Consider the following 13,860-nt stretch of genomic DNA (forward strand, 5'->3'; position numbering starts at 1 on the left):
AATGACCTCTCTTGTGGACAAAAGGTACTTTATCGGACACTAAGTGTAGCATTTTGACGCAACCTACAAACACTTTTTGTCTATACCCAGGGTTTATAGCGTCCATCAAAAAGGGCTCTGCCCCTTTCATAGCAAGTGTTTGGACACCCTCAAGCAAAAAGCTGGCATTCTACCTGCATGAATTCAGTAACTTGCGAACACCCGCTACTGGAGATCTATTCAAGTGGTTTACCCAATCAAGTCCCTTCTTCTCGCTCTTGGCCTGGCTTTTGTTTCCAATTCCATCTTGGCAGCAGACCCTGTACGTGTGGCAACGACGACGAGCACTTATAATTCAGGGCTGCTGGATTACCTGCTGCCCGAGTTTGAAAAGGAAACCGGCCTAAGAGTTCAAGTGCTTTCCGTAGGTACAGGGCAAGCTTTGCGCCTTGGACAGGATGGTGATGTTGATCTGGTGATCACCCATGCCCCTGAAGCTGAAGAAGCGTTTGTCGAATTAGGCCATGGAGTTGACCCCAGAGGTTTGATGTACAACGACTATATCTTGGTTGGCCCCCGCCCTGATCGCCTTAACCTTTACGAAGCCGAAGGTATTCTGGATGCTTTGGAAAAAATTCATCGAAGAAATGCCCCCTTTATTTCCCGTGGTGATGATTCAGGAACCTATAATAAGGAAAAGGAACTTTGGGAACGCAGTGGCCTAAAACCCAACTTTTCACGCTATCAAGCTGTCGGCCAGGGTATGGGGCGTGTGCTTATCATGAGCAATGAACTGCAAGCCTACACGCTGGCTGATCGGGGCACCTGGTTGGCCATGCAAAGCAGGCTGAAGATGCAGATTGTTTATGAAGGCGGCATCGATCTCGCTAACCCTTATCAGGTTATTCTGGTGAACCCGGCCCGTCATACAAGCCTTAACCATCAGGAAGCCAAAAAACTCAGGGACTGGCTGGTGTCCCCCCGAGGCCAGAGTTTGATTAACAATTTCACTATTGAAGGTGAGCAGCTCTTCTTTGGAGATGCCGAATAGCCATGGATTCAATTGGCACAGCGACACTCCAGGCATTACAACTACTGACTTCAGGCGACCGTGAACTCTGGAGTATTATCTGGCTGTCGTTTCGGGTTTCCATGACTGCTTTGCTGCTTGCTCTTCCCCTGGCCCTGTTTGCAGGCTTTGCCTTGGCTTTCTGGCGTTTTCCGGGCCACTGGCTGCTGGTTACCCTGAACAACACCCTACTGGCTGTGCCTACTGTTGTGATCGGTCTGGTCTTGTTTTTACTTTTATCCCGTTCCGGCCCCCTGGGTGATTTGCGCCTACTCTTCAGCCAACCAGCGATGATTATCGGTCAATGGCTGATGTGTTTGCCCATCTTAATTGCCATGAGCCATACCGCTTACCAGGCCATTTCACGCCATGCCTGGGAAACCACACGCAGCCTGGGGCTGTCTCGGCTGCGTAGCCTTTGGCTGATCACTCTGGAGGTTCGCTTTTCCTTGTTGGCCGCAGTTATTCTGGCTTTTGGACGCATCATTGCCGAAGTCGGCTGTGCCATGATGGTTGGCGGCAATATTGCGGGCCATACGCGAACCATCACCACCGCCATTGCCCTGGAAACCTCACGGGGAGCTTACGTTCAGGGTATCGCTCTGGGCATCGTACTCTTGGTTCTGGCCCTGGTGCTGAATCTGCTGGTGGGTTATTTTCGCGGCAATGCTGTTCAGGGGAGTGCTCACTAATGAAGGCCACCGTTCGCATGCAGCTTTTGGCTGAACAACTGGAACTCAAGTACCAGCGCCAGCCCATCTGGAAAATCGATCAGCTGTTCTGGTCTCAAGGGCAGAGCATTTGGCTACAAGGTAAAAATGGTAGCGGCAAGACCAGTCTGCTCAAGGTGCTGGCAGGCTTACAAAAACCCAGCCGGGGCCGGGTTCACCTTCAAACCACCCACACCAACCCACTGGAAGCCTGCTGTTACCTCCATCAGCATCCTTATATGTTTAACACCAGTGTTCGTAACAATTTAAAAATTGCCGCCCAAGGCCAAACAGCCGCAAAGCAAAATAAAGCAACCCGTATTACCGAGGCCCTGGCTTGGGCACAACTGGAATCCAAGGCTGACCAGGCCGCGCAAACCCTTTCCGGTGGTGAGCGCCAGCGTTTAGCTCTGGCTCGCGCCTGGCTGGTCCAACCTCGTTTCTGGTTGCTCGATGAGCCCACAGCCAGTCTGGATACCGAGGCCGTAGAAGAGTTAGCCTACTTAATCCAAGATTTGCAAAAACAAGGCTGTGGACTTTTAGTTACCAGCCATCAAGATAACCCCGTCACAGCCCTTTGCAGTGAACACTGGTTGCTGAATAATGGCAGCCTGAAAACCAGCTAATAGGAAAACTGCTCGTGAATCAAAGCACCCTACCCATCAGTGGCATTATTCTGGCTGGAGGCGAAGGCCGCCGTATGGGGGGCCAGGATAAAGGCTGGGTTGAATACCAGGGCCGCCCTTTAATTGAATGCGTACTGGAACGGCTTGCTCCCCAAGTCAGCGAGCTTTTGATCAATGCCAACCGCAATCAAGAAGCTTATCAGGCCCTGGGTTATCCAGTTGTCAGTGATCTTGAATCCGGCTTCCAGGGCCCCTTAATGGGCATACTGACCGGGCTGCAAACAGCTTCCCAACCCTGGGTGCTTTTTGCTCCCTGTGATGGCCCCTTTTTATCTGCTGACCTCGCCCAAAAGCTTTACCTGGCCGCAGAAGCAAGCGGCAAACCCATTGCCGTAGCCAGCGATGGCCAACGCTTGCAACCGGTTGTTGTGTTAATCAAAAAAGAGCTTTTAACGGCTCTTAAAACGGCTATGCAGAAAGGCGAGCGCAAACCTGATCGCTGGTATGCCAGCCAGGGGATGGTTGAAGTTGAATTTGCAGCAACCAGTTTGAGGAACTTCAACCGCCCCGAAGAAATCAAGGATTAATGGGCATGAAGCTAATCCTGATCAATATACGCGCATGCGAATTTATGGCATATTGAATGTTTTAGCCTCCAGGATGGAGGTTTTTCAGTTATTTGTTAGTTAATTCCTTGGCATCAGGGAACGCGCCTTGCTCATTATAATACTAATGAAAGGAGCAAGAGAGATTATGATCCAGTTTCCCCTGCCCGTTCTCGGCTTTGCAGCCTGGAGTGGCACTGGAAAAACCACCCTGCTGAAAGCCCTGCTGCCGCGCTTGCGCCAGCGGGGGCTTCGCATTGGTTGTATCAAACATGCCCACCATGACTTTGATGTCGACACCCCCGGCAAGGATAGCTATGAACTGCGCCATGCGGGTGCTGAACAAATGCTAATCGCGTCACATAAGCGCTGGGCCCTAATGGTGGAAGATGTCCGCGATGAACCCCCCGAACTCGCTGAACTCCTGCAGCAACTGGACACCACTAAGCTGGACCTTATTTTAATTGAAGGTTTTAAAGCCGAAGCCTTTCCCAAACTGGAACTCAATCGTCCCAGTGTCGGCAAGCCCTGGCGCTTTCGTGACGACCCTCATATCTTTGCTGTCGCCACTGACGAACCTAAAGCCTTACCTGCTGACTGCCAACTACCCTGTCTGAATCTGAACGACCTGGATGCCCTGGAAGACTTTGTCTGGCACTTCTGTCAACAGCATTCGGTAAGTCGCAAGGAGTTCGCATGAGTCTTTCCTGTTTTGACTTTGCTGAAGGCAAGGCCCAATTAACACTAGAGGAAGCCCAGCAGGCTCTTCTGGAAACGGCCACTGAAATCACGCCAGCCCAAGAACGCCCTCTGCAAGAAAGCCTTGGACTCCACCTTGCAGAGGCGATCCGGGCACCCCTTCCAGTGCCTCAAAACACCAATTCAGCAATGGATGGCTATGCCCTCAGGGGCAGCGAACTCGGCCAGCATTCTGCTTGGAAACTAGCTGGCGAATGCTTGGCCGGGCAAGGCTATGACCAACCGCTACAAGCAGGCGAATGCGTCTATATCACTACTGGTGCTCCGCTACCGGAGGGTGCAGACACAGTAATCATGCTCGAACAAGCCCAGTTGAAAGGTGACCAGGTCAGCTTTCAGCTAGGCGACAAACCCTTGCAAACCGGCAGCAATGTCCGTCTGGCTGGTGAAGATATTCAACAGGACCAACCTGTAATGGCCGCAGGTCAACTGCTGGGCAGCGTCCAACTCGGCTTATTGGCTTCCTTGGGCCTGTCACGCATCCAGGTCCACCAACCCCTCAAGGTAGCTATTTTTTCCACCGGTGATGAAGTAACCGCTCCTGGACTTCCTCTGCACAAAGCAGGCATCTATGACGCCAACCGCTTCAGCCTCTTGGGACTTTTAAAGGGACTTGGCTGTCAAATTACTGACTTGGGCATCCTTCCCGATGATTTGAATGCAATCACCCAAGCCTTGCGTACAGCCGCCCAGGACCATCAGTTGGTACTAACTTCCGGCGGTGTTTCTGTGGGTGATGCCGATTTTGTCAAACAGGCTTTGCACCAGCTAGGAGAAACCCGTTTTTGGCGCCTGGCTCTACGTCCAGGCCGCCCTTTTGCATTCGGGCACTTGGGTCAAAACCGGCAGGGTCAAACCTGTCTCTTTGCTGGCTTACCAGGAAACCCGGTTGCTGTGATGGTGATCTTTATGCTGCTTGTACAGCCGCTGATTCGCAAGCTTCAAGGCGGACACCAGAACCTTGCCAACACCTGGATCGCCCTGGCTGAAGAACCCATGAAAAGCCGTCGGGGACGCAGTGATTTTCATCGTGGCATCTATACTTTTAATAGCCAGGGACAACTCACAGTGACCAGCACCGGAGCCCAAGGTTCGGGAATACTCACCTCCATGCACCTGGCCAACTGCCTGATTCGAATCCGCGATGACCAAGCCGAAGTTGCAGTCGGCCAACCCGTTGCCATCTACCCTTTTCATCTGTGGCTACCTGAACAGAGATGCTTATGAACACCCTGACACACCTAAACGCCAAGGGCGAAGCCCGCATGGTTGATGTATCTGAAAAGCAAACCACCCAGCGTACGGCTACAGCAACGGCCAGTGTGGAAATGCATGCAAGCACCCTGGACATGATTATCCAGGGCGGACACCCCAAGGGCGATGTTCTTGCGACTGCGCGCATTGCCGGCATCATGGCCGCCAAGCGGACTCCTGAACTCATTCCTCTATGCCATCCACTAATGCTCAGCAAAGTGGAAGTGGATCTTGAGGCCGATGCCCAGCTACCCGGCGTTCGTATTCGTGCGACCTGCAAACTGGCCGGTCAAACAGGTGTCGAAATGGAAGCCCTCACCGCTGCCTCGGTAGCTGCCCTGACGGTTTATGACATGTGTAAAGCAGTCGACAAACGCATGGTCATTAGTAACACCTATGTGGAAGAAAAAACGGGTGGGAAATCCGGTGACTGGAGCTTTGACAACTTGGCCACTGACCCCAGCCAGCAACCTCAGGCGAGCCAGTCTTCTCAACCAACAACCTCCGCAAATGCGCTTAACCTGCACTTTTTTGCCGAGCTGCGCGAGCAACTGGGTGTGGATAACTTGCAGGTCGCTCTTGATGCCTTGCCGAACCCAACTCTGCAAGAGTTGGTTAACTACCTGCAAAGCCAGGATTCCAAGTGGGACACCGCATTGAAAAGCCCCAATCTGCTGATGGCCGTCAACCAGCAAATGGCCAAGCCCACCCAAAAGCTAAAAGCGGGTGACGAAGTGGCCTTCTTTCCACCGGTTACCGGAGGTTAGTTATGGATTCCTGCTTTATTCGTGTACAACAGGAAAGTTTTGATACCGGCAAAGAAGTGCAAGCCCTGGCAAGTCAGCGCACCGATATAGGTGCGGTAGTCAGCTTTACCGGCTATGTACGCGATTTTAATGAAAAGCCGGAAGTCACTGCGCTAACCCTTGAACACTACCCAGGCATGACTGAGCAGGCCTTGGAACAAATTGTCCATGACGCCGAAGAGCGCTGGGCACTCAAGGGGACACGTATTATCCATCGTATCGGACGTATGGAACCCGGTGATCCTATTGTCTTGGTGGTTACCGCTTCGGCGCATCGGCAGGATGCCTTTGATGCCTGCAACTTCATTATGGATTTTCTGAAAACCCGAGCTCCTTTCTGGAAAAAAGAACACACCGCCAGTGGTGATTACTGGGTGAGTGCCCGTACCAGTGACACCCAGGCGGCAGAACGCTGGGAGAACAATTAAAAATGAACACGCCGGCAAAACTACCCCGTTTGGTCGATAACTTTGGTCGCCAGGTTACCTATGTGCGCATCTCCGTCACCGACCGCTGTGATTTTCGCTGTGTCTACTGCATGAGCGAAGAGATGACCTTTCTACCACGCAGTGAAATCCTTAGCCTGGAAGAACTGGGCCGGATCGCTCAAGCCTTCACTGAACTGGGGGTGGAAAAAATACGCCTCACCGGCGGTGAACCTCTGGTACGCCGTGACCTTCCTGAACTGGTTGACTTTATTGGTACCCTGGGGCTGAAAGATTTTGCCATGACCACCAACGGCAGCCAGCTACCCCGCTATGCCGAAGCCTTGAAAGCAGGCGGCCTTAAACGCCTGAATATCAGCCTGGACTCCCTGGACCCTGAAAAATTCCGCCGCATTACCCGCACCGGTGATCTACAGAAGGTTTTGGATGGCCTGGATGCCGCTATTGAAGCCGGTTTCGAAGGCATCAAGCTCAATGCCGTGATCATGCATGGTCGCAATGAAGATGAAGTCCTGGATCTGGTTGAACTGGCCCGCAACAAGGGCATAGACATCAGCTTTATCGAAGAAATGCCTTTGGGCGACGTCTCTGACCATCAGCGCGGCGAAACCTATTGCTCCAGTGATGAAGTCCGTGAAATCATTGAAACCCGCTATCCACTCACCGCTTCCAACAGTGAAACGGCTGGGCCTTCACGCTACTTCAACATGGCCGACAGCAAAAGCCGTATTGGTTTTATTTCACCCCACTCCCACAACTTCTGTGGTGACTGTAACCGGGTCCGCGTCACCGTTGAAGGGCGGCTACTCCTCTGCCTGGGTAATGACCATTCCATGGATCTGCGCCCTTTTTTACGTGAACATCCAGATACTAACGAGCCTCTGAAAGCAGCTATCATTGAAGCCATGGGTCTTAAACCCGAACAACACCATTTCACCAATGATGGCGATGTACAAATCGTACGCTTCATGAATATGACTGGAGGCTAATTGCAGAGGTCATCCACTCGCTTGAAACTGCCCTGGTGGCTTTGGCTGCTTGCTTTTCTCGCGGGTAGCCTTCTGGGAGCTGCGGCTCTTAGCTATACACCTGAAGGACGCACCAACCTGCTCTGGGTCTGGTTGCTTTGGGCGGGCCTGCCTTTTCTGGGTAGCCTGCTGGCTTTGCTGGCCCTGGTGCGTCCACCAGTCCGCCCTTGGGTGACTCGTTTTCAATCCTCACTTTCAGCCTACTGGCAGCCTCAGCCTCACCAGCTCTGGTGGCTACTCGGCCAGATCAATGCTCTTTGGGTGGTCTTTGCTCTGGGGCTACTGGGCGTCTTTTTACTCCTCCTGCTGTTTTCAGATTTGGCCTTTGGTTGGAGTTCCACCCTGTTAACGGATGGCAAACAGCTCACCCAATGGCTGACTGCCCTAAGTCTCCCCTGGCAAGCCTTCTGGCCTCAGGCCGTACCTGATCTGTATTTGATTGAACAAACCCGTTTTGCACGTATTGAATCCAGTGACACGGCTTTTGCTCTGGCCAGTCGCTGGTGGCCTTTTTTACTGGCCAGCCTGCTTTTTTACAACCTGTTGCCCCGCCTGGTGCTAACCAGCCTTTGCCACTGGCGAGCCAGACGTTTACAAGCCGGAAAGTTACAGATCCAAAGCAGTCAGACAGCCAGTGACAACCCCAATTCCACAGCTCCCCTTAATCAGGGCAAGGCTGCTGACTGGCCCTGCTTTATCCCTGCCCAATATGCTGGTGATTCGCACGATTCTGGGCACTGAAAAAACCCTGGTTTACTGTGCTCTGGTAGTGGTTATGGCGAGCATCAGCGGTTTTATCTATGGTAACTGGTGGTAAACCCTTAACAATAAATGCAGGAGATGAAATTATGAAATTTACGATCTACGGTAGCGGCTGCGCCAAATGCAACCAGCTTACGGCCAATGTTGAGGAGGCCGCCAAAGCTAAAGGCTTGGACTATGAGGTGGAAAAGGTCACGGACACCAATGCCATTATTGATGCAGGCATTATGCGCACGCCTGCTCTGGCTATGAATGATGAAATCGTCATCGAAGGCAAGGTTGCCAATACTAAAGAGCTTGAAAGCCTTCTAGGATCACTTTGATATCTAAAGTTTGCGATAGCCAAACCCCCAGAAAAGCACAGGGCTTAAAGAACTGCTAGGCTTACCAGTAGAGTGACTCGCAGCTATCGAAGGAGCCGCAAATGTTTAAGCACCTGATTGTAGGTATTGATTTCCCTTTTGAGGAAGATACGTTTATTGAGGAAATTGCTACCCTCCAGCCCTTGATAGGATTGGAAGAGTTAACACTAGCCCATGTCACCTTAAACCCAAATGAAATCCCAGAGATTCAAGCTGAACTGGACAAGCATGCCAGTGTTATTAAAGGCCGGTTAGGGTTAAAGGCTGCGGATGCCCAGGCCTTGAGTGGTTTACCCACTGAAGAGCTAAATCGCTTAACCAGCCGTAAAGATGCCCAAGGCATAGCTCTGCTATTTCATCACCACTCCAAAACCTATGAATTTTTTCTAGGCAGCGTTGCCTTGGATATGGCCAGAAGCACCCGTCACCCGCTATTTTTCTTGAACCAACAGCCAGATCCAAGTTCCGGTGCCCTAATGCTGGCTTCGGATGGCTCCTTAGCGGCTAAAGCTGCGGAAAAACTCTTTGCCCAACTCAAACCCCTGGCCAAAAAGGCCATGATTATTAATGTACCCAGTGATAAAGATGAGCCTGAACATCAGCAAGCAGTACAAAAATTAAAAGCCACCTTTTCCGAAGACGCAGCAGTCGAAATCTTAAGTGGCGAAGGCGATCCTGCAAAGGCTATCGTTCAAGCCAGTAATAGCAAGAAAGCAGACCTGCTAATCCTTGGCAAACGAGGGCAAAACCCGTTAAAACAACTCATGTTTGGCAGTACGGCAGAACAAATATGCCGTCAAATCCATCGCCCGGTATTAATCGTACCGCCCGAGCTAGGTGACTAACCCTCTATCTTGACAAGCTTCCAGACAAGGCGCAGGATATGCGCCTTTTCATATATAAATTACAGGAAGCTCACGCATGGCTGACCCAACGCAAATGCAGGATACTCCCTCTACGGAAAGCATGGGCCTTTTTGGGCGTTTTCTATCCGTCTGGGTCGCCCTAGCCATCATTGGCGGAATTCTGATTGGCCAGTTTGCACCGGCCATTCCTGAAACCCTGGCGGCTTATGAGTATGCCCAGGTCTCCATTCCTGTTGCCATCCTCATCTGGGGGATGATCTTCCCGATGATGGTGCAAATTGATTTTGCAGCGATTCTTGGGGTGCGCAAAGAGCCCAAGGGCCTGTTCATTACTACCACGGTTAACTGGTTAATCAAGCCCTTCAGCATGTTTGCGATCAGCTGGTTTTTCTTGCTGGTGGTTTTTAAACCCTTTATCCCGGAAGCCCTAGCCTATGAGTATCTGGCCGGTGCCATTCTGCTAGGTGCAGCGCCCTGTACTGCCATGGTGTTTGTCTGGAGTTATCTGACCCGTGGCGATGCCGCCTACACCCTGGTGCAGGTGTCACTGAACAACATCATTATGCTGTTTGCCTTTGCCCCCATCGTGGTGCTGCTGCTGGGGATTTCCAATATTCCAGTGCCCTGGGATACCGTCGCTCTATCAGTATTCCTTTACATCGTTATTCCCCTGGGAGCGGGTTATATCACTCGCACGACCCTGATTAAGCACAAGGGCCTGGAGTGGTTTGACCAGGTGTTTATGCCCAAAATTGGTTCGGTCACTCCCGTTGCCCTGATCATCACTCTATTGTTGCTGTTTGCTTTTCAGGGCGAAGTCATTCTCGCCAATCCCCTTCATATCGGCCTGATCGCTGTGCCGCTGATTATTCAGACGGTGCTGATTTTCCTGCTGGCCTACTACTGGGCGAAAAGTTGGAAGGTGCCGCACCGTATTGCTGCCCCCGGGGCCATGATCGGTGCCAGCAACTTCTTTGAACTGGCCGTGGCAGCCGCTATTGCGTTGTTCGGCCTGCAGTCCGGCGCAGCCCTGGCTACGGTGGTCGGTGTACTGGTTGAAGTGCCCCTGATGCTAGCCCTGGTGAAGTATGCCAATCGCACGCGAAATCAGTTTAGCCAATAAATAACCCTACAAAATATCCGATAAAAGTTATGCGCCCCTACAGATATATGCTAGCCTAAATGTGGGCTTGATCTTTTGGACAAGCCAAGCACATGAACCTTTAGCCCAGCCAAGTGCTGGGCTTTTTTTAAAATCCAGGTCTTAGCATGAATCTCAAAAAACAGATAACCAGCCTGGCTCTACTTGCTACCCTGGTCCCTTTGATTGCAGTAGGTAGTTTTGTTTACCTGGGCCAGAAAGAGCAGATGGAAGATGGTTTGAGCAATCTGCTGGAAGAAGTCGGTCAGTCAACCACCCAGTTGATGGATAACTATATTATGAATCGTGCTCAGGACTTGAGCCTGGTCGTGGGCTCCAGCACCTTGAGGAATACCCCGGAAAGTGCCGAATATGGCCTGAACCGTTATCTGAGCAATTTTGAAGAATTCGATTCTTTGGTGTTTATAGATACTGCACAGAATCATGTCGCTCATGCAGGCAATCCACTTCTTTCCAAGGGTGAACGCAACCTCAACCAGGCTATTCAACGCTGGCGAGGCGAACTGGACTCTAGTCAACCTACCATTATTGACGTCATTCCTGATCAGGGTGATTTTACCCGCTATCTTGCTTTTGCCCGCCCGGTCCGGCATGAAGGTGAGTTTTATGGCTGGGTTATCGGTCAGGTCAACAGTGAAAAAATTGCTGCCTTCTCTAATTCCGTTAGGGTTGGTGATACTGGGCGAGCAACCCTTTTTAACAAAAACGGCATTCTGATTGGTCATCCCAATCGGAGTCGTTACGGCTTTGATATGAGCCACTACCCCATCATGCAAGAACCCGTTTATGAAGACCGAGGCAACCCAGGCGAGTTTTTTCTAAGTGGTGATGGCGACACCAAGTGGGGGATGACTCTGCTACTTGAAGACACTCTGGAAACCTATGGCCTCAAGTGGGGGATTATCGTTGACCAGGTCGACAATGAACTCTATGCCCCTGTGATTAATCTGGCCCGCACCATTATCCTGGGTTCTCTGGCCGGGGTGATTATCTTCTCAATTATTGGTTACCTGGTGGCCCTGCGTATTTCCAAGCCAGCCGGGACAATTCAAAAAGAAATAGAAACCATTGCCCGAGAGCTTAACCTCACCCTCAAACCCAGCGTGAACTCCAAGGATGAGTTTGGTGATATTGCACGCAGCTTTACCAGCTTAATTGAGCGCTTTCACACCCTGGTGGCCGATATCAAGCTGTCTGTTGCCGCTATTACCACGGCCTCCAAGGAAATTGCAGCAGGCAACACCGATCTTTCTCAGCGTACTGAAGAGCAAGCCTCCAGCCTGGAAGAAACCGCTTCCAGTCTTGAAGAACTAACCGCGACCGTTAAACAAAATGCTGAAAATGCCAAGCAAGCCAATCAGTTGGCACAAGGAGCTAGTCAAACAGCAGAGGAAGGCGGGCACAAATCCCAACGTGCTGTAGCAACGATGGAAGCCATTAGCGAAAGCTCAGGCAAAATTGCCGAAATCACCAACATGATTGATAGCATCGCCTTTCAGACCAACATTCTGGCGTTAAATGCGGCCGTTGAAGCCGCCAGAGCAGGTGAGCAAGGACGTGGTTTTGCCGTAGTGGCCAGTGAAGTGCGATCCCTCGCCCAACGCTCGGCTGCTGCCGCCAAAGAAATTAAAGAGCTGATCAATGCTTCCGTTTCGACCATTGAAGAGGGTCGTCAGCTAGTCTCAGATACCGGGACCACCATTAATGAGGTGGTCGTCTCAGTCAGGCGTGTTGCCGACATTATGGCTGAAATTACCGCTGCTTCTGATGAGCAGAGCCAGGGTATTGAGCAGGTTAATCAAGCCGTTATTCAGATGGATGACGTGACTCAGCAAAATGCTGCCTTGGTCGAAGAAGCTGCTGCTGCAGCTGAGTCCCTGGAAGAACAGGCTGAGACCTTGGCTACCGGGGTTGCTGTCTTCAAAGTCACTGATGACCAACCACAAAAATCCATAGCTCAGCCTGTGCGTAAGGCAGTTTCAGAAAAAAAGGCGCCTTCAGTCAAAAAAGCCTCTAAGTTGCCGCCACCCAAGCGTCAAAGTGATAATGAATGGGAGGAGTTTTAACCCTTAAATTCTGCAACTGAATTGATGCAGATCATTGCAGAAAAAGCCCCCATCATAAACCCTGGAAAGCGAGTTGATACTTTGGTAGCAATTCGCTTTTTTAACCCACAAACTCCTTGATGAAATAAGCCCAAACTGCGACACTTAGTCACGTATATACGTTTCTTCGCATGTGCGAAATGAAACTCATACAAATACAAAGAAGACGTGATCTATGAACAGCTCTCTGACCTACGCTCAAGCTTTAGCGTTAACCCAACCTGCCGCTGCAGCTTTAGGCTGGGTCAATAGCCGTTGTCTTCAGGCACACCCCTATCGTCAAGCCTGCAGTCTTTGTTTGGATGCCTGTCCTGCCCAGGCCCTGGCTTTTGATGAAACCGACAGCCAAGCAGATACTTTTACCACAGGCGATGCTCGTAGTGATGCCTACCAAAGTCTGCGCCTGCTCGCCTCTGATGCTTGCCATGGCTGCGGACAGTGTGTTGCCGCCTGTCCAACCGAAGCCCTGCTCAGTAGCGAACACCAGCAACTAACAACCCAGCTTCAGCACCTTGAACTTGAGCCTGAGCAATCACTTGCATTGAACTGTCACCGCAGTGAAGCCAGTGCACAAAGCGTACAAGTCCATTGCCTGCTAAGCCTGGCCGAAGACCAGTTGATGGCCTGGCAGAATCTTCATCCTGAGAATCCACTGGAACTCCAGCTTCCCAAAGATTGTGCTCAATGCCCAGCACAGCCAAGTAGCCGTCAACCCTTATCACCCCCTGTTTGGGTAGCTCAACATCACACCCAGGCCAGACAAAACTATCAAGCTGCTGCTGCCCCCAGATTAAGTCGTCGCCAGCTTTTTACCGGCGCATCCAAAGCCAGCAAGCCCAGCTATTCAATTGAAGATCAGCGCCCTGCGCCCCGGCGCTTACACCGTCACTATGCTGCACGCCAACGGCTGACACATCTGCCAGACGTCCAACTACCAGATTTGCGGCTCAATACCCAGGCCTGTGATGCCCAGGGGCTCTGCTCAAGGCTTTGCCCCAGTCAAGCACTGACCACTCGGGATGATGGCAGCCTGATGTTCAATCGCCTGCAGTGCCTGGGTTGCAATCAGTGCGTTCAGGCTTGTCCTGAGCAAGCACTGCAGTTGAATTCCACCGCCTCCGCTGCTGAGCCCCTGGTGGTGGAGTTACGCGCCAGCCGTAAAGAGCGCTGTTTTGACTGTGGGCGTGAGTTCACTTTAGCACCGAATAATTCCTCCCCTGTTTGTCCGGCCTGCCGTAAAGACAAGGCCTTGATGCAGGGAGGGTTTGCCAGTCTCTTTGGTTAACGGCCAGGCAAATGATTTGCCTACGCAACCAAAGAC

General features: G+C 51.6%; 15 protein-coding genes. All 15 read left to right on the forward strand.

The genetic code is table 11. The annotated features are described in order from the left end of the window. Positions 1-223: 223 nt before the first annotated feature. The 15 genes from BM185_RS14250 (at position 224) to BM185_RS14320 (ending at position 13,824) form a co-directional block, all read left to right on the forward strand. Entirely contained in the window at positions 224-1,030 is an 807-nt protein-coding gene (locus BM185_RS14250; RefSeq protein ID WP_218149458.1) for an ABC transporter substrate-binding protein, read from the forward strand. A gap of 2 nt (positions 1,031-1,032) precedes the next feature. After that, positions 1,033-1,740: an ABC transporter permease gene (locus BM185_RS14255; protein ID WP_091965142.1), complete on the forward strand. Its 708-nt coding sequence runs from the start codon at positions 1,033-1,035 to the stop codon at positions 1,738-1,740. Beyond that, positions 1,740-2,384 carry an ABC transporter ATP-binding protein gene (locus BM185_RS14260; protein ID WP_091965145.1) on the forward strand — a complete coding sequence of 215 codons (645 nt, stop codon included), beginning with the start codon at positions 1,740-1,742 and terminating at the stop codon, positions 2,382-2,384. The genes BM185_RS14255 and BM185_RS14260 overlap by 1 nt, the downstream gene beginning before the upstream one ends. Before the next feature lie 14 nt (positions 2,385-2,398). Next, positions 2,399-2,971 carry a molybdenum cofactor guanylyltransferase MobA gene (gene mobA / locus BM185_RS14265; RefSeq protein ID WP_177203581.1) on the forward strand — a complete coding sequence of 191 codons (573 nt, stop codon included), beginning with the start codon at positions 2,399-2,401 and terminating at the stop codon, positions 2,969-2,971. Positions 2,972-3,137: 166 nt separating this feature from the next. Continuing rightward, positions 3,138-3,689 carry a molybdopterin-guanine dinucleotide biosynthesis protein B gene (gene mobB, locus BM185_RS14270; RefSeq protein WP_245751777.1) on the forward strand — a complete coding sequence of 184 codons (552 nt, stop codon included), beginning with the start codon at positions 3,138-3,140 and terminating at the stop codon, positions 3,687-3,689. After that, positions 3,686-4,975 (forward strand): molybdopterin molybdotransferase MoeA, encoded by a 1,290-nt coding sequence (moeA, locus tag BM185_RS14275; protein ID WP_091965151.1) that lies wholly within the window; start codon positions 3,686-3,688, stop codon positions 4,973-4,975. Before mobB ends, moeA begins: the two co-directional genes overlap by 4 nt. Further along, the gene (gene moaC / locus BM185_RS14280) at positions 4,972-5,769 is read left to right on the forward strand and encodes a cyclic pyranopterin monophosphate synthase MoaC (RefSeq protein ID WP_091965153.1); all 798 of its coding nucleotides are present in this window, start codon (positions 4,972-4,974) and stop codon (positions 5,767-5,769) included. The genes moeA and moaC overlap by 4 nt, the downstream gene beginning before the upstream one ends. A gap of 2 nt (positions 5,770-5,771) precedes the next feature. Next, the gene (gene moaE / locus BM185_RS14285; protein ID WP_091965156.1) at positions 5,772-6,236 is read left to right on the forward strand and encodes a molybdopterin synthase catalytic subunit MoaE; all 465 of its coding nucleotides are present in this window, start codon (positions 5,772-5,774) and stop codon (positions 6,234-6,236) included. 2 nt (positions 6,237-6,238) lie between these two features. After that, positions 6,239-7,243: a GTP 3',8-cyclase MoaA gene (gene moaA / locus BM185_RS14290; protein WP_091965158.1), complete on the forward strand. Its 1,005-nt coding sequence runs from the start codon at positions 6,239-6,241 to the stop codon at positions 7,241-7,243. Beyond that, positions 7,244-8,023, forward strand: a complete 780-nt coding sequence (locus BM185_RS14295) for a DUF2868 domain-containing protein (protein WP_091965160.1) — start codon at positions 7,244-7,246, stop codon at positions 8,021-8,023. A 107-nt stretch (positions 8,024-8,130) separates the two neighbouring features. Then, positions 8,131-8,367: a thioredoxin family protein gene (locus BM185_RS14300; RefSeq protein ID WP_091965162.1), complete on the forward strand. Its 237-nt coding sequence runs from the start codon at positions 8,131-8,133 to the stop codon at positions 8,365-8,367. A 101-nt stretch (positions 8,368-8,468) separates the two neighbouring features. Beyond that, positions 8,469-9,251: a universal stress protein gene (locus BM185_RS14305; RefSeq protein ID WP_091965164.1), complete on the forward strand. Its 783-nt coding sequence runs from the start codon at positions 8,469-8,471 to the stop codon at positions 9,249-9,251. Positions 9,252-9,327: 76 nt separating this feature from the next. Continuing rightward, on the forward strand, positions 9,328-10,395 hold the full coding sequence (gene arsB, locus BM185_RS14310; protein WP_091965166.1) for an ACR3 family arsenite efflux transporter: 1,068 nt from the start codon (positions 9,328-9,330) through the stop codon (positions 10,393-10,395). A 146-nt stretch (positions 10,396-10,541) separates the two neighbouring features. Further along, complete coding sequence (locus tag BM185_RS14975) at positions 10,542-12,500, forward strand: methyl-accepting chemotaxis protein (protein WP_091965168.1); 1,959 nt, start codon at positions 10,542-10,544, stop codon at positions 12,498-12,500. Positions 12,501-12,714: 214 nt separating this feature from the next. After that, the gene (locus BM185_RS14320; protein ID WP_091965170.1) at positions 12,715-13,824 is read left to right on the forward strand and encodes a 4Fe-4S dicluster domain-containing protein; all 1,110 of its coding nucleotides are present in this window, start codon (positions 12,715-12,717) and stop codon (positions 13,822-13,824) included. Positions 13,825-13,860 lie beyond the last annotated feature (36 nt).

The organism is Marinospirillum celere (genome assembly GCF_900112235.1).
In the GTDB taxonomy this organism is placed as follows: Bacteria; Pseudomonadota; Gammaproteobacteria; order Pseudomonadales; family Halomonadaceae; genus Marinospirillum; species Marinospirillum celere.